Here is a 15240-nt window from a genome sequence, read left to right as displayed (position 1 = left end):
CATGTCTGGTTCCGGAACGACAGCAGATGACGATCCTCCGCTCCAGACCGCGGTATGGCGGCTGCGCTCACGCGCCTGCTGGACGGACGCGGCCGCACTGCTGGAGCACGACGCGAGCACCGATCCGGCCGCCGCTCTCCAGCGCACCGCGCTGCTGACCGAGAGGTGTCTGTACACCGGACAGGGCTGGACCGACGCCGAGGACGCCCTGCGCACGGCGGAGGCCATCGCCCGCAGCGACGACGAGCGCGGGTCCGCCGCCTCCGAGCGGGGCCATCTGGCGTACGCCTCGACCCTCCTGGCGGTACGGGACCGGGCCGACGAGGCGAGCGTGGCGCTGAGCCGGTCGGCGGCGCTGCTGGCGCCCGCGTCCCCGGCCCGGCCGCTGCTGGACTTCCGGCGCGGGCTGATCGCCCAGAACATCGCGGAGTCGCCGCAGTCGGCGCGCGCCGCGTTCCGCCGGGCGCACGCCGGTGCGGCGAACCGGGGCGACGAGTTGCTCCTCTCGTCCACCTGGCGGCATCTGGCGGCGCTCGCGCTGCGCGAGGGGGAGCTGGCCGAGGCCCGGCACGGCTTCGCGGAGTCGCTGCGGATCCGGGAGGAGCTCGGGTTCCTGGTCGGTACGGCCCCGGCGCTGATCTCCCTCGCGGAGACGGAGGAGGAGCCGGAGGCGGCGCGGCTGCGCGCCGAGGCGGGCCGGCTGTTCCGGCTGCTGGGCGGAGTGCCCACCTGGCTGGCCCCCCACCTGGGCCCCCCGGCCCCGCGCACCGCCGAGGCGAGCTGAGGCAGGGGCGTCCGCGGCCCCCGGGCGCCGCGGGCACCGCCCCGGTCAGCCGTCGGCGCCGGCGAAGTGTTCGCGGACCAGGGCCTGGACGACGGCGAGGTCCTGGGAGACGAGGGCGTCGAGCAGGGCGGTGTGCTCGGAGGCGTCGGCCAGCAGGTCGGCCCGGCGGGTGGCGGGGCCCGAGACCAGCGGCCACTGGGAACGCCGGTGCAGTTCGTCGGCGACGGTCACGAGCTGCTCGTTGCCCGACAGCATGAGGACCGCGCGGTGGAAGGCCCGGTCCGACTCGGCGTAGGCGGCCCGGTCACCGACGGCCGCCGCCGTGACGGTGGCCTCCGCCAGCGGGCGCAGGCCGCTCCAGCGGTGCGCCGGAACCGTACGGGCCAGGCTCAGCATCACCGGGACCTCGATCAGCGCCCGCACCTCGGCCAGTTCGGCCAGTTCGCGGGGGCCGCGTTCGCTGACCCGGAAGCCGCGGTTCGGCACGACCTCGACGGCCCCCTCGACGGCCAGCCGCTGCATGGCCTCGCGCACCGGCGTCGCGGAGACCCCGAAGCGGGCGCCGAGCGCGGGGGCGGAGTACACCTGGCCGGGCACCAGCTCGCCGTCGACGAGGGCGGCGCGCAGGGCGTCCAGGATCTGGCCGCGGACGGAGTGGCGCTGGACGACGGCACGCGGCGCGGGAGGCTCGCCGTGGGTGTGCTCGCCCCGGGCGGCCTGTTCACCCTCGCCCGGCCGGCCGCCGGGTCGCTCGAATCCGGGCTGCCCGAATCCGGCCCGCTCACCCCGGGCCTGTTCCGGCACCCGGCACTCCGGCATCCGGCCTTCCGCCGGAGTACGCGGGAACGCTCCCAGGGCGTACGCCGGACGTGCGCTCTCGTGTGCGCTGCCCTGCTCCACCCGGACCTCCTCCGCCTGCCACGGGCCGACTCGCGTGCGCCGGGCCTCCTGTGCACGATAGAGGGAGGAGGCTGCGGTTCAAACATCGATGGCATCGGGTAAGGTAAGCCTTACCTGCAAACGATCCCGATTCGGTGGTCCCCTGCATGACCCTCTCCCCGCCGTTCACCGGCACCGCGACGTCCCCCGTGACCGCCGCGTACACCCGCCTGACCGAGGTGTTCCCCGGTCTGCGGGCCGATGTGCTCGACGGCGACGCCGTGGCCCCGTCCGGAGCGGGCTGGGTCGGCGCGGCGGAGCTCGCCTCCGGCGGTCACGCCGTGGACGCCTTCCTCGCCTGGGACAACGCCCAGGTGCTGCGCGACTACGGTCAGCAGGCCCGTCCGGACGTGGTGGCGAGCTTCGGTCTGCACCGGTACGCCTGGCCCGCCTGTCTGCTGGTGACGGTGCCCTGGTTCCTGCAGCGTCGGGTGCCACGGATCCCGGTCGAGGACGTGGCCTTCCAGCGGGCGCTGGGGCACCTGACCGTGCGGGTCCGGGAATTCGCCTGCCTGCCGGACGACCCGGCCGCCAACCTGCCCGGGGCCCGGGTCGTCGCGGACGAGGCGGCGCTGCGGGCCGAGGTCCTGGCCTCCCTGACCGAGCACCTCGGTCCCGTGCTGGAGGGATTCGGGCCGCGTATGCGGCGCGGGAAGCGGGCCCTGTGGGGGATGGCGACCGACGAGATCGTCGAGGGCCTCTGGTACATCGCGCATCTGCTGGGCGAGGAGCGCCGCGCGATGACCGAGCTGGAGCTGCTGCTCCCCGGCACGGCCAAGCCGTACGTCGGCACCGCCGGCTTCCGCGAGCTGACCGGACCCGACGGCCGGTCGCTGCCGACCCGGGACCGGGCGAGCTGCTGCCTCTTCTACACCCTGCGCCCCGAGGACACCTGTGTGACCTGTCCGCGCACCTGTGACGCGGACCGGGTGCGGAAGCTGAGGGCTGCCCCGTAATCCCCGGCGGGCGCACGAGGACAGCTACGGCACCTCGCCGCGTTGCCGCAACGCCCGAGTACATCCCGTACGCGGACATCCCTCCCCCTTGCGATGCGCCGCGTCCGACGCCGCACGCCGATCCACCGCGGATCACGGGACAGCCCCTAGCCGCAGCTTCCTGATCCACACCGCCCGTCCGGATGACGTGGAATCGAACACGACCAGGCCCGACCGGGTGACCGTTCGAGAAGATTCCACCCATCGATAGCCTCTCCCACCCCCATGGCGTGCTCTTGTCCCGAAACCACCGGAGCGGGACGGGAATTCCGTCACGATGGCGCACGAAACGCCCTACGTGACGCAAGGGACCGCGCATGAGACTGACCGACATATCGCTTGACTGGCTGCTTCCGGGCGCCGTACTGCTCGTGGGAGTCATGGCGGCGGTGACGGTGGTCGCACGCGGCAAGCGTGCCGCCGGCAAGGCCGCGGCCGACGACTCCTGGGAACGCAGCGAGGAGCGCCGCAGACGCAAGGAAGCGCTGTACGCCACCGCCAGTTACGTTCTGCTGTTCTGCTGCGCGGCGGTCGCCGCCGCGCTCTCCTTCCACGGGCTCGTCGGCTTCGGCCGGCAGAATCTGAACCTCACCGGAGGCTGGGAGTATCTGGTCCCGTTCGGACTGGACGGGGCCGCGATGTTCTGTTCCGTGCTGGCCGTACGGGAGGCGAGCCACGGAGACGCGGCGCTCGGCTCCCGGCTGCTGGTGTGGACCTTCGCCGGGGCCGCCGCCTGGTTCAACTGGGTGCACGCCCCCCGGGGCATGGACCACGCGGGCGCACCGCACTTCTTCGCGGGGATGTCCCTCTCGGCCGCGGTGCTCTTCGACCGCGCGCTGAAGCAGACCCGCCGCGCCGCGCTGCGCGAACAGGGCCTGGTGCCCCGTCCGTTGCCGCAGATCCGGATCGTCCGCTGGCTGCGGGCGCCCAGGGAGACCTTCGGCGCCTGGTCGCTGATGCTCCTGGAGGGCGTCCGCACCCTGGACGAGGCGGTGGACGAGGTGCGGGAGGACCGCAGGGAGCGTGAGCAGGACCGGCTCCGCCGACGCGACCAGGAGAAGCTGGACCGGGCCCGCATCAAGGCCCTGAACCGGCAGAACAGGGTCTGGGGACGCGGTGGACGGGGCGACCGGCAGGTGGACGTGCCCGCCCTCGCCGCGGCATCGGGCGGCGCGGCGCCGGCCGTCGCGGAGCCCGCCATAGCAGAGCCGGGTCAGCTGCCTCTGCGACCCCGGCCATCCCTGCAAGCCGTCGGCCCGAAGCAGGCGGACGGTTCGAGCTCTAAGAGCTTGGACGCTTCGAGCCAGGGTAGTGACCCGAGGACCGTCGACCTCACCGCCGAGGACGACACCCAGACACTCCCCCGGCTCGACTCGCTGGAACAGAAACTGAAGGATCTGGAGCAGCAGTTCGGCTGAGAGCGCCGCGCGGCGGAGGGCTCCTCATCACCCTCCGCCGTGCAGCTCGAACCAGACGACCTTCCCCAGGGCCTGTGCCTCCACGCCCCAGGCGTCGGCCAGGCTCCGGACCAGGATCAGGCCCCTGCCGTGCGTACCGTCGTCGGCGTTCGGTACGTACGGCGCGGGCAGATTCTCCGCGGCGAAGTCCTGCACCTCCACCCGCAGTCGGGCCGGCGTCGCCGTGGCGGTGACCACCGCCCCGTGCCGGGTGTGGATGAGCGCGTTGGTCACCAGCTCGCTCACCAGCAGCTCCGCCGCCTCGGTCCGCTCCTCGTCGGAGCTGTCCCGGAGGAACTCCCGTAGCTCCCGGCGCACTTCGCCCACCGCCGACCGTTCGGTGTGGCCCACCCTGCGGCGCATCCGGGTCGGCGGTGGCCCCTCGCCCGGTCTCCGGCCCCGGGGGCCACGCCCCTCGATGACCGCGGTCCTTCTCTGACGCTTCGCCATTTCCCCCGCCCGCACAGTGAACCGACCTCCTCTGATCCGGCCGCCCGTCGAACAGCCTCACGGGATGCATGCCCCTGTACGTACACGGTCACGCTTGTCGACTCATCAATAGGTGAACGGTCAGGAGCGGCGAGGGGCGCACGGAACATCCCACCCGCGCACGCCATCACCACATAGGCGCAGCTCTGGTTAACGTCCGGCGAACACAGCCGAGTTGACGTTGACTACCCAACTTCTACGCGCGTCATCATGGTGGCATGCGCATCCCCCCACGCATCACTCGGTTCGGCGGCTCGGCCGCCCTCCTGTCCGTCGTCCTCCTCGCCTCGGGCCCGGTCACGGCCCAGGCCGCCACCCCGCCTGCCGCCCCCACCGCCCACTCCGCATCCGCCTTCCGGGCTGCCGCGGTGGGCGGCATCTGCTACTCCGCCCTGCCGTCCCAGGCGCACGACACCCTGGATCTCATCGAGCAGGGCGGACCGTTCCCGTTCGAGCAGGACGGCACCGTCTTCCAGAACCGCGAGGGCCTGCTGCCCGGCCAGTCCACCGGCTACTACCACGAGTACACGGTCATCACGCCCGGCTCCGACACCCGCGGCGCCCGCCGGATCGTCACCGGCGAGCAGGTGGAGGAGGACTACTACACCGCCGACCACTACGCCTCCTTCGATCTGGTCGACCACGACTGCTGACCCCTCCGAGGGGTGTTCCGCACGCTCCCGGGGAAAGGGAACCCGAGCCACCCCGCCAGGGCCCCGCACCTTCCCGAGGAGCTGTGATGCACGACGACCGCACCCTGGTGGAGGGCCGCCTGGAGAGGGCCCTCCACCAGTTCATCCGCCCGTCCCAGTACGCCGCCCGTGCCCCGCTCGCCCTGTCGGTGTGGCACGTTCCGGGCGAGCCGGTGCCGGTGGCCGAGGCCCTCGGCGCGGACTTCGGGCCGTTCACGGCCGGTACGGAGTGGGGTAAACCCTGGTCCACCAGCTGGTTCCGGCTCCGGGGAGCGGTGCCCGATGAGTGGTCGGGGCGCCGGGTGGAAGTGGTCGTCGACCCGGGGTTCACCGGTCAGGGGCCGGGGTTCCAGGCGGAAGGCATGCTCTACGACCACCTGGGCGTCCCCCTCAAGGGTGTTCATCCCCGCAACCGGCATCTGGCGCTCGCGCACCCGGCGGTGGGCGGGGAGCCGGTCGATCTGCTCCTGGAGGCGGCGGCCAATCCGGCGGTCCTGGAGCACGGTTTCGAGCCGACGCCGCTCGGCGACGTCCTGACCTCCGGCGACCGCCCCCTCTACCGCTTCGCCTCCGCCGACCTCGCGGTGCTCGACGAGGAGGTCTGGCATCTCGTCCTGGACGTCGAGGTGCTGTCCGAGCTGATGCGGGAGCTGCCCCCCGACCGGTCGCGGCGGCACGAGATCCTCCGGGCGCTGGAGTCGATGCTCGACGCGCTGGACCTGCACGACGTCTCCGGCACCGCGGCGGCGGGCCGGGCGGCGCTGGCCGGGGTACTGGCGCGGCCCGCCTCCGCGAGCGCACACCGGATCTCCGCGTCGGGGCACGCGCACATCGACTCGGCGTGGCTGTGGCCGTTGCGCGAGACCGTCCGCAAGGCCTCGCGTACGTTCGCCAACGTCACCGCCCTCGCGAAGGACTACCCGGAGCTGGTCTTCGCCTGTTCGCAGGCCCAGCAGTACGCCTGGGTGAAGGAGCACCAGCCGCACATCTGGGCCCGGATCGAGGAGGCGGTGGCGGCGGGTCAGTGGTCCCCCGTCGGCTCGATGTGGGTGGAGTCGGACGCCAATCTGCCGGGCGGCGAGGCACTGGCCCGTCAACTCGTGCACGGCAAGAGGTTCTTCCGGGAGGAGCTGGGCATCGAGACGGAGGAGATCTGGCTACCGGACTCCTTCGGCTACACCGCCGCCTTCCCCCAACTGGCGCGGCTGGCGGGGGTGCGCTGGTTCCTCACCCAGAAGCTGTCGTGGAACCAGCACAACAGGATGCCGCACCACACCTTCTGGTGGGAGGGCATCGACGGCACCCGGGTCTTCACCCACTTCCCGCCGGTCGACACCTACAACGCCCAGCTGCACGCCGCTGAGTTGGCGCACGCGGAGAAGAACTTCGCGGACAAGGGCCGGGCCACCCGCTCGCTGGTTCCGTTCGGCTGGGGAGACGGCGGGGGCGGCCCGACCCGGGAGATGCTGGAGCGGGCCCGCCGGCTGCGCGATCTGGAGGGTTCGCCCCGGGTGACGGTCGAGAAGCCCTCGGCGTTCTTCGCGGCGGCCGAGGAGGAGTACGGGGAGCAGGCGCCCGTCTGGTCGGGCGAGCTGTATCTGGAGCTGCACCGGGCGACGTACACCACCCAGGCGAAGACGAAGCAGGGCAACCGGCGGAGCGAACACCTCCTGCGGGAGGCGGAGTTGTGGGCTACGACAGCCGCCCTGCGCTCTCCCTCCTACCGCTATCCGTACGAGCGCCTCGACCGGGTGTGGAAGACGGTGCTGCTGCACCAGTTCCACGACATCCTGCCCGGGTCGTCGATCGCCTGGGTGCACCGCGAGGCCCGGGACACCTATGAGGAGGTGCGCGCCGAACTGGCGGACGTGATGGCCGAGGCGGTGGCTTCGCTCGGAGCGCCCGAGGGCATGGTGGCGCTCAACTCCTCCCCCTACGACCGCGTTCAGGTGATCGAGCTCGACGCCGAGGTGGCCGGGGCGCTGCCGCCCGGGGCGCACGTCCAGGAGCTGGGCGAGGGCCGCGCGGCGGTGGTGGCGAGGAGCCCCGGGCTCGGGGCAGGCCCGCTGGACGGGTCGGCGGTCCCGGAGCGTCCGGTGACGGCAAAGACCTCGGAGGCGGGCGGCGTCGTCCTCGCCAACGGGCTGCTGCGGATCACCGTGGACGCCGACGGGCTGGTCCCCTCGGTCCACGATCTGGTCGCCGGGCGCGAGGTGCTGGTCCCGGGCGCCCGCGCCAGTCTCCTCCAGCTGCACCCGGACCATCCCAACCACTGGGATGCCTGGGACATCGACGGGCACTACCGCCGCACCCGCACCGATCTGACCGCCGCGGACTCCGTTTCGCTGGTCGAGGACGGGCCGCTGCGGGCGGCCGTGCGCGTGGTGCGCTCCTTCGGGAGGTCGACCGTCGTGCAGGAGTTGCGGCTCGCGGCGGGGAGCCGGCAGCTCGACATCGAAACCGAGGTCGACTGGCAGGAGTCGGAGAAGGTCCTCAAGGCCGCCTTCCCTCTCGACGTCCATGCCGAACGCTCCGCCGCCGAGATCCAGTTCGGTCATGTCCACCGGCCGACGCACGACAACACGTCCTGGGACGCGGCCCGTTTCGAGATCTGCGCCCACCGCTGGCTGCGGGTCGCGGAACCCGGCTACGGCGTCGCGCTGCTCAACGACTCGACGTACGGCCACGATGTGACGCGCACCCCGCACCCGGACGGCCTCGGCACCACGGTCCGGCTCACGCTGTTGCGCGCCCCGCACAGCCCGGACCCGCACACGGACCTGGGCGTGCACCGCTTCCGCTACGCGCTGGCACCCGGCGCGGAGGTGACGGACGCCGTACGGGAGGGCCTGGCGCTGAATCTGCCGCTGCGGGCGGCCGCGGCCCCGGTGGTGCCCGCGCTGGTGTCGACGGGGCATCCGGCGGTGACGGTCGAGTCGGTCAAGCTCGCCGACGACCGGAGCGGGGATGTGATCGTACGGCTCTACGAGTCGGCGGGCGGCCGGGCGCGGACCCGGCTGACGGTGCCCTTCCCGGTCATGGGGGCGCACCTAGCCGACCTGCTGGAACGGCCGCTGCACACGGCGGAGACGGACGCGGACGGGCTGGTCCTCGCGCTGCGGCCGTTCCAGATCCTGACGTTGCGCCTGACCCCGGCCTGATCCGGACGAGAGGCTTCAGGTCCTGTCGTCACACCCTCACGCGGGGGTGCGTGCGCCACCGAGGAAGGCCGCGAGCCCCGCACCGAAGTCCATGGCGGACGGAACGAACAGGACGGTCCGGTCCGGTGCGACGTACACCTTGCCGCCGCCGGGCCCGGCCTGTACGACACACACGCCCGCGCCGTCCGCCAGCTCGACGACGTTCACCCCCGCGCCCGGTGCGAGACCGAGGAACGTCGCTCCGGTCTCGGTCAGTTGTTCGGTACTGCCCCTCGGCGGCGAGGGGGGAGGAGGCAGGTCGGTCACGCATGCCTTCAGGTCCCGGGCCCTGCAGCCGCACCCGCCGGGCAGCCAGGCCTGTGAGCTCGCCGCCCCCTGCTCGGGGAAGCAGACCTCCTCGTTGCTGTGCACGTGGATCTGCCCCAGGCAGGGCGGGCCGCCGAACATCGGCGGCCGGCACACGACCTCACGCCGACAGTGCGCACACCGCATGACTTCTCCTCGTCCCCCGGTCGCTCCCACGCCCGCCTCTCAGCTGTCCTCGACGCCGCCGACCGCGAAGGGCTCCTATTCTGCCCGGCTCGCGACCAGTGTGCCGTCATCCACGGCCCCGTGCCGGTCAGCCGATCGCGCGCAGAGCCATCCGGACGACCGCCATGAAACCCCGCGCGATCCATCCGAGCAGACCCACCTCTGTGGCCAGCTCGGCGGCATCCATCGCGGTCTCCCCCTTGTCCGCCTTGTCCGCCACCCCGGAACGGCACCGGGAGCAGGAACGAGGCCAACGGTGCTTCCGGGCACCGCACTTCTTGCACGTAGCCATGCCGTCCATTCTTCTCGCAGCCGCTTCCGAGGACCCCCCGCACACGCGACGACGGCCCGGCAAGCAGGACGCCGCCGGACCTCGGTGCGGTTGCCGTGGAATCCCGGTGACTGCGCCTTTGCCCGACGACCGCCTCTGACCTCCGACAGCGAAGGCTGACCGTTGGCCAACGAAGTTGGACTGAGGGTGGTTTGTATCCCCGAAGATGGACCGCCGCAGGTCAGCAGGATGGAGGCGATTGCGACGGTGGAAGCGGGCGAAAAGCTGACACATATCACATATCGCCGAAATGCAAGCCAAAGGGGCAATCGACGGATCTTGAGCGCGGCAAGCTCCAGGTCACGGCCGTAGGTCTCTCGCAGGTTTCTGAGCGGAACCGTGTTCTCCCTACTTGGGCTTCCCACCCTCAACCAACCGGTGGCGTGTGCTCAGGGTATGCGGCGCACGACCAGCCGTGGCTGGATCAGCCCTCAGTGGGCGACAACTACAGGGATCAGGCGCCCTCGCAACGTAATGTCGCCTGCACGATCCCGGCATGCTCAACACGGTTGCCCCATAACTGAGTTGAGAACATACATGGCATGCCCTATTCAGAAGGAGCTGCACATGAGCGCGCCTCCCACGCCCCCGCCACCCTCCACTCCGCCCAGCACTGACCCGCCCACTCCGCCTCAGCCCAGACGCCTCAGCGAGTGGGCCGCCGTGCTGTCAGCGGTGACCGGTGTGGTGGGCCTGCTGTTCGGGTTCTTCGGGTTGCCGGTGGTGATCAACTCACCCACAGCGCGAACCCCCGCACCGATAGCGCAGCCCACTGTCTCGGCGACGGTGTCACAAACACCTCCTGCTTCCGCCACTTCACCGTCGGCCGAAACGGGAACCGGCAACCCTGTAACCAAGACCGACATCAAGATGCCCGCCGACTACGGCATCGTCCTTTCGGACGACCCGATCGAGCTCCGCGAGGGAGTGGGCTACGACCTGACCTACGACAGCTTCAACGGCCTCCAGTCCAAGGGGCGGATGGTCAAACTGGATTCCGGACAGGAAGGGTCCTTGGAGGTGTGCCGGTCGGACACGAGGTACACCGACATCATCAGAAACTCAGCCCTGACCAAAGGCACGCGCATCTGCGTGCAGCGGAGCGACCGCATCGGCCTTGTGACGGTTAAGGAGGCTCCGCAGATCCGCGACGAGAGCAAGTACGTAACGCTCGACATAATTGTCTGGCCCTGAACCGCTCACCGGCGACGAGAACCTACCGCCCTGATCCACTGATTGCCCCATTGGTTCACATCTCGGCAACACCCGCATCTGGGCTAGCACGCTCACCGGAGTGCTGAATCTTGAGCCGACAGCGCTGCTGGCAGGCTCTACGCTCCTGACCTGCGGCGGTCCATCTTCGTCGTCACGAAATGACGTTGGCCCATCTTCGGTGGCGATCAGTCCAGGTTCGCTGTCACAGGTCAGCCTCCAGGAACTCGCCGGACGGAACTGGGGTGCAGGGCTTTCAGGCGCTGATAGCGCCGTTCTCGGTGCCGTGGGCGCGCCGCTCGGTGACGTAGCGGTACATGGCACCGAGCGCGAAGGCCTGGACGATGGCACCGATCGGAATCGCGATCAGGCCCACGGGGCCGGTGAAGGGGACCAGCAGCGAGGTCGGGGCGGTCACCAGGAAGGCCCACACTCCGGCGAAGCTTGCGTCTCCGGAGGAGGAGGCGAAGACGGTGTCCGCGGCGACCCACAGGCACACCGCGAGGACAACGCCCAGGTATCCCAGAGCCAGAGGGTTCGCCAGGTGGTGGCGGAGGTTCTGCGGCATCGAACGCGCGGTCTTGGCCATGTTGGATCTCCTGGTAACGCCGGTGTGCCCGGTGCGGTGATTGTTCTGCTGACGTCCTCGACAATGCCGTCCGCCGGGAGTCGCCACATGAGCACCCGTACTCACGTTCGCATGCGTGGCTCGCGCTCCGTAAGGCTCCGGCAGCGCATCGCGTGGAGGGTCATCAAGGCACCGGCCGACCACAGGCCTGGTCTTCTGAACAGAGTTCCTTACGCAGAGGGCTAGGGCATGTCCGGCGGATCAGGACCGGGTCCACGACGCACGGCACGGCACTTCGCGGCGTTGCCGAGACGCCCGAATCGCTCCGCGATGAGGACGTTCCAGCGCCTTGCGATGCGCCGCACCAGGCGCCGCGGCCTGTCCGGCCCTCATCCGCCGGACACGCCCTAGGGGCGCGGCACGTTGCGGATGTTGGAGCGGGCCATCTGGAGCATGCGGCCCACTCCGCCGTCGAGCACGATCTTGCTGGCGGAGAGGGCGAAGCCGGTGACCATGTCGGCGCTGATCTTCGGCGGGATGGAGAGTGCGTTCGGGTCGGTGACCACGTCGACGAGCGCGGGGCCCTTGTGCTTGAAGGCGTCCTTGAGCGCGCCCTGCAACTGCTTGGGCTTCTCCACGCGTACGCCGTAGGCGCCGGCCGCACGGGCGATGGCGGCGTAGTCGGTGTTCGCGTTGTTCGTCCCGTACGACGGCAGGCCCGCCACCAGCATCTCCAACTCGACCATGCCGAGAGAGGAGTTGTTGAACAGGACGACCTTCACCGGCAGGTCGTGCTGGACCAGGGTGAGGAAGTCGCCCATCAGCATGGAGAATCCGCCGTCGCCGGACATCGCGACGACCTGCCGGTTCAGGTCGGTGAACTGGGCACCGATCGCCTGCGGCAGGGCGTTGGCCATCGAGCCGTGGCTGAACGAACCGATCACCCGCCGCTTGCCGTTGGGTGTCAGATAGCGGGCGGCCCACACGTTGTTCATGCCGGTGTCGACGGTGAACACGGCGTCCTCGTCGGCCAGCTCGTCCAGCACGGAAGCGACGTACTCGGGGTGGATCGGAACGTGCTTGTCGACCTTGCGGGTGTAGGCCTTGACCACGCCCTCCAGGGCGTTCGCGTGCTTCTTCAGCATCCGGTCGAGGAACTTGCGGTCGGACTTGGGCTTCACCCGGGGCGTCAGGCAGCGCAGGGTCTCGCGCACATCGCCCCAGACCGCGAGGTCCAGCTTGGAGCGGCGGCCGAGGTGCTCGGGGCGCACGTCGACCTGGACGATCTTCACGTCGTCCGGGAGGAAGGCGTTGTACGGGAAGTCCGTGCCGAGCAGGACGAGGAGGTCGCACTCGTGGGTCGCCTCGTACGCGGCGCCGTAGCCGAGCAGCCCGCTCATCCCGACGTCGTACGGGTTGTCGTACTGGATCCACTCCTTGCCGCGCAGCGCGTGCCCGACCGGGGACTTGATCTTCTCGGCGAACTCCATGACCTCGGCGTGCGCCCCGGCCGTGCCGCTGCCGCAGAACAACGTCACCCGTCTGGCCTCGTCCACCATGCGGCAGAGCTTGTCGATCTCGTCGTCACCGGGCCGCACGGTCGGCCGCGTGGTGACGAGGGCGTGCTCGATGCTCTTCTCGGGGGCGGGCCTGGACGCGATGTCGCCCGGCATCGAGACGACGCTGACGCCGCCGCGCCCGATGGCGTGCTGGATCGCCGTCTGGAGCAGCCTCGGCATCTGCTCAGGGTTGGAGATCATCTCGTTGTAGTGGCTGCACTCCTGGAACAGCAGCTCCGGATGGGTCTCCTGGAAGTAGCCGAGGCCGATCTCGCTGGAGGGGATGTGCGAGGCGAGGGCCAGCACCGGGGCCATCGAGCGGTGCGCGTCGTACAGGCCGTTGATGAGATGCAGGTTGCCCGGCCCGCAGGAGCCGGCGCAGGCCGCGAGCGAGCCGGTGATCTGTGCTTCGGCTCCGGCGGCGAAGGCCGCGGTCTCCTCGTGGCGGACGTGGATCCAGTCCATGGCCGGGTTACGCCGGATGGCGTCCACGACGGGGTTCAGGCTGTCGCCGACGACGCCGTACAGGCGCTTGACGCCCGCCCTGGCGAGGATGTCGACGAACTGCTCCGCCACGTTCTGCTTGGCCATGGGTGCGCACCCTTCCTTGCCCGTGCTCCGTGCACTTCGGCTGTCCGGACTCCGGAGCCCGTGACACCGTTCCGTCCGGCTCCGGAATCCATCAACCCACGACGTGCCCGGTTACGCCTCCCAGACGGCGGCGCAGGTGCGGTCGTCGGCGTACCCCTTGATCCGGAGCTGGGTGTCGGCGAGGAAGGCGGGCAGTCCGGGCGGTCCGGCGCTCCCCCACCGCTGGGCGAGCTCGCCGGGGAGCGCCGGCTCGCCGCGCATCGGCTCGGCGAGTCCGTTGCTGCACAGCAGCAGCGTGTCGCCCGGGCGCGCCACGGAGGCCCGGAAACGGAAGGCCTCGGCGGGCTGCCGGGCGGGGCCGTCGGCGTTCGGGGACGGCGGTGCGGCGATCTGGAGGTCCATGGTCAGCCGGTCCCCGTCCGGGCCCTCCTCCTGCTCGTCGCCCGCCCGCGGGCCGCCGCCCTGCGGGATGAAGGGCTCCAGGTCCTGCCAGAGTCCGTCGCGGAGGCGGAAGAGGCCGCCGCTGCCGACGCCGAAGAAGACCCGGGTGCGGCAGTCGGGGTCGGCGGAGAGCAGGAGGCACCGGAGGCTCGCGGTGTACGCGTCCGGTGCGACGCCGAGTTCGGCGGCGCGGGCGCGCAGCTTGCCGTACGTACGGTCGGTGAGCCGGTGCAGTCCGGCCTTCAGGTCGCCCCGGCGGCCCGCCCTTATGTCCTCGGAGAGCCGGATGTGGCTGCGGGCGACGGCCCCGCCGATCCAGCGGCAGGCGTCGGCCGCGGCGAGGTGCGCCGCTTCGCCGGCCCGGTTGCCGCCGGCCACGGCGACGAGGACGAGGGCGCTCTCGGCCGCTCCGAAGCGGGCGGTGAGCAGCCCGTCGCGCCGGGGTTCTCCGCGGAAGCGGGCGGAGTCGCCGCGTACGGAGGCGGTGCGCAGGGTGTAGGTCCCGTACCGCGCGCCGTCGAGGACGGTGTCGGGGGCGAGGCCGTCGAGATTCTCCGAGGTGGCGGAGGGCAGGGCGGCGGGCTCGGCGTCGTAGGTGGGCGGCCGGTCCCCGAGGTGCCCGACGGACGGCCGTCCTTCGGCCGCGTCCTCGTCGGCGGGATCCGGCAGAAGTGTGTGCGGGGCGCTCGGGTCGGGCGCGAGGGCGGACTCGGGCGCTTCCGGCACCCGCGGCGCGGCGAACGTCCGGGGCCCCGGCTGCCCGGCGGGCGCCTCCCAGGGGGCGGGGAAGACAGTGGTGCGGAGGGCGGCCGGCTCCGGCCCGACGGGCGCGGCCCACTCGGGCACCGGATTCCTCTCCGGCACCACCACCGGCTTCGACTCCGGCACCGCAGTCCGCTCCGGCTCCGGAATGCGCTCCGGTACGGCATCAACGGCCCGCTCCGGCTGCCCGTCGTGCTTCGCATACGGGTCCCAGGCCGACCGGGGGTCGGGCATGAGCTCCGGAGCCGCTTCAGAGTCCGGGACGGGGTCCGGGACGGGGTCCGGGACGGGGTCCGGGACGGGCTCACGCTGCGCCACCACGGACCGGCTCCGCTCGGGCGGCGGCCGGTACGCATCCGCGTACGGGTCCGCGGAGCGGTCCGCGTCCGGGTCCTCGTGACGGTCGGCGTAGGGGTCCTCGTACGCGTCGCCGTACGGGTCCCGGACGGCCTCGCGCACGGTGTCCCGGTGGTCGCCCACCGGGCTGCTCACCGTGTCCGACACGGAGTCGAAGCGGTCGTCGAGACTGTCGGCCGCACGGCCGGGACCGGTGTCGTGCGCGGTCTCGTCGTACAGCTTGCGCCACCAGTCGTCCTCATGGGCGGCGGGCTTCTCCCCCTGCTGACTCATGCCCATATTGTCCACCGCGAAGGCGGCCCGAAAACGGGACATCGGGAAAATGTGGCGCGCACATGGGTCCGCCGGGCGACCCCACCCCCCACGGGAAG

General features: G+C 71.4%; 13 protein-coding genes. 6 read left to right on the top strand and 7 right to left on the bottom strand.

Annotated elements, in window-relative coordinates; all coding sequences use genetic code 11:
* Window position 1 precedes the first annotated feature (1 nt).
* Window positions 2-784, top strand: a complete 783-nt coding sequence (locus HET64_RS02395) for a hypothetical protein (protein WP_215101684.1) — start codon at window positions 2-4, stop codon at window positions 782-784.
* Window positions 785-829: 45 nt separating this feature from the next.
* Here HET64_RS02395 and HET64_RS02390 read toward each other — a convergent pair whose 3' ends face one another.
* On the bottom strand, window positions 830-1684 hold the full coding sequence (locus HET64_RS02390; protein WP_215101683.1) for a GntR family transcriptional regulator: 855 nt from the start codon (window positions 1682-1684) through the stop codon (window positions 830-832).
* Between the two features lie 146 nt (window positions 1685-1830).
* Here HET64_RS02390 and HET64_RS02385 point away from each other — a divergent pair, with 146 nt between their 5' ends.
* Both HET64_RS02385 and HET64_RS02380 read left to right on the top strand, forming a co-directional pair.
* Window positions 1831-2679 (top strand): (2Fe-2S)-binding protein, encoded by an 849-nt coding sequence (locus tag HET64_RS02385; protein ID WP_215101681.1) that lies wholly within the window; start codon window positions 1831-1833, stop codon window positions 2677-2679.
* Window positions 2680-3035: 356 nt separating this feature from the next.
* The gene (locus tag HET64_RS02380) at window positions 3036-4136 is read left to right on the top strand and encodes a DUF2637 domain-containing protein (protein ID WP_215101679.1); all 1101 of its coding nucleotides are present in this window, start codon (window positions 3036-3038) and stop codon (window positions 4134-4136) included.
* 27 nt (window positions 4137-4163) lie between these two features.
* Here the strand turns inward: HET64_RS02380 and HET64_RS02375 are convergent, their stop codons facing one another.
* Window positions 4164-4526 carry an ATP-binding protein gene (locus HET64_RS02375; RefSeq protein ID WP_215101721.1) on the bottom strand — a complete coding sequence of 121 codons (363 nt, stop codon included), beginning with the start codon at window positions 4524-4526 and terminating at the stop codon, window positions 4164-4166.
* A 356-nt stretch (window positions 4527-4882) separates the two neighbouring features.
* Between HET64_RS02375 and HET64_RS02370 the strand changes: the two genes are divergently transcribed.
* Together HET64_RS02370 and HET64_RS02365 are read left to right on the top strand one after the other, a co-directional pair.
* Complete coding sequence (locus HET64_RS02370) at window positions 4883-5317, top strand: ribonuclease domain-containing protein (protein ID WP_215101677.1); 435 nt, start codon at window positions 4883-4885, stop codon at window positions 5315-5317.
* An 86-nt stretch (window positions 5318-5403) separates the two neighbouring features.
* Window positions 5404-8517: a glycoside hydrolase family 38 C-terminal domain-containing protein gene (locus HET64_RS02365; RefSeq protein ID WP_215101675.1), complete on the top strand. Its 3114-nt coding sequence runs from the start codon at window positions 5404-5406 to the stop codon at window positions 8515-8517.
* 36 nt (window positions 8518-8553) lie between these two features.
* On the opposite strand, the gene HET64_RS38645 is transcribed toward HET64_RS02365, so the two are convergent.
* Both HET64_RS38645 and HET64_RS39565 read right to left on the bottom strand, forming a co-directional pair.
* Window positions 8554-9009, bottom strand: a complete 456-nt coding sequence (locus tag HET64_RS38645) for a hypothetical protein (protein ID WP_251144659.1) — start codon at window positions 9007-9009, stop codon at window positions 8554-8556.
* 127 nt (window positions 9010-9136) lie between these two features.
* On the bottom strand, window positions 9137-9268 hold the full coding sequence (locus HET64_RS39565) for a hypothetical protein (protein ID WP_285801819.1): 132 nt from the start codon (window positions 9266-9268) through the stop codon (window positions 9137-9139).
* A gap of 678 nt (window positions 9269-9946) precedes the next feature.
* Between HET64_RS39565 and HET64_RS02350 the strand changes: the two genes are divergently transcribed.
* Complete coding sequence (locus tag HET64_RS02350; RefSeq protein ID WP_215101671.1) at window positions 9947-10573, top strand: hypothetical protein; 627 nt, start codon at window positions 9947-9949, stop codon at window positions 10571-10573.
* A gap of 274 nt (window positions 10574-10847) precedes the next feature.
* Here HET64_RS02350 and HET64_RS02345 read toward each other — a convergent pair whose 3' ends face one another.
* The 3 genes from HET64_RS02345 to HET64_RS02335 form a co-directional block, all read right to left on the bottom strand.
* On the bottom strand, window positions 10848-11180 hold the full coding sequence (locus HET64_RS02345) for an SCO4225 family membrane protein (RefSeq protein ID WP_215101670.1): 333 nt from the start codon (window positions 11178-11180) through the stop codon (window positions 10848-10850).
* A gap of 386 nt (window positions 11181-11566) precedes the next feature.
* Complete coding sequence (locus HET64_RS02340) at window positions 11567-13309, bottom strand: pyruvate dehydrogenase (protein WP_215101667.1); 1743 nt, start codon at window positions 13307-13309, stop codon at window positions 11567-11569.
* 111 nt (window positions 13310-13420) lie between these two features.
* A complete protein-coding gene (locus tag HET64_RS02335; protein WP_215101665.1) occupies window positions 13421-15142 on the bottom strand; it encodes a protein phosphatase 2C domain-containing protein in 1722 nt (573 codons plus the stop codon).
* Window positions 15143-15240 lie beyond the last annotated feature (98 nt).

Source organism: Streptomyces sp. McG3, assembly GCF_018619185.1.
Taxonomy (GTDB): domain Bacteria; phylum Actinomycetota; class Actinomycetes; order Streptomycetales; family Streptomycetaceae; genus Streptomyces.
This window is presented reverse-complemented; position numbering and strand designations above follow the sequence as displayed.

Excerpts from the sequence above, each read along its gene's own strand:
- HET64_RS02365 (WP_215101675.1), top strand. The coding sequence starts at position 5,404 with ATGCACGACGACCGCACCCTGGTGGAGGGCCGCCTGGAGAGGGCCCTC.
- HET64_RS02340 (WP_215101667.1), bottom strand. The coding sequence starts at position 13,309 with ATGGCCAAGCAGAACGTGGCGGAGCAGTTCGTCGACATCCTCGCCAGG.
- HET64_RS02380 (WP_215101679.1), top strand. The coding sequence starts at position 3,036 with ATGAGACTGACCGACATATCGCTTGACTGGCTGCTTCCGGGCGCCGTA.
- HET64_RS02345 (WP_215101670.1), bottom strand. The coding sequence starts at position 11,180 with ATGGCCAAGACCGCGCGTTCGATGCCGCAGAACCTCCGCCACCACCTG.
- HET64_RS02335 (WP_215101665.1), bottom strand. The coding sequence starts at position 15,142 with ATGAGTCAGCAGGGGGAGAAGCCCGCCGCCCATGAGGACGACTGGTGG.
- HET64_RS02350 (WP_215101671.1), top strand. The coding sequence starts at position 9,947 with ATGAGCGCGCCTCCCACGCCCCCGCCACCCTCCACTCCGCCCAGCACT.
- HET64_RS02395 (WP_215101684.1), top strand. The coding sequence starts at position 2 with ATGTCTGGTTCCGGAACGACAGCAGATGACGATCCTCCGCTCCAGACC.
- HET64_RS02370 (WP_215101677.1), top strand. The coding sequence starts at position 4,883 with ATGCGCATCCCCCCACGCATCACTCGGTTCGGCGGCTCGGCCGCCCTC.
- HET64_RS38645 (WP_251144659.1), bottom strand. The coding sequence starts at position 9,009 with ATGCGGTGTGCGCACTGTCGGCGTGAGGTCGTGTGCCGGCCGCCGATG.
- HET64_RS02385 (WP_215101681.1), top strand. The coding sequence starts at position 1,831 with ATGACCCTCTCCCCGCCGTTCACCGGCACCGCGACGTCCCCCGTGACC.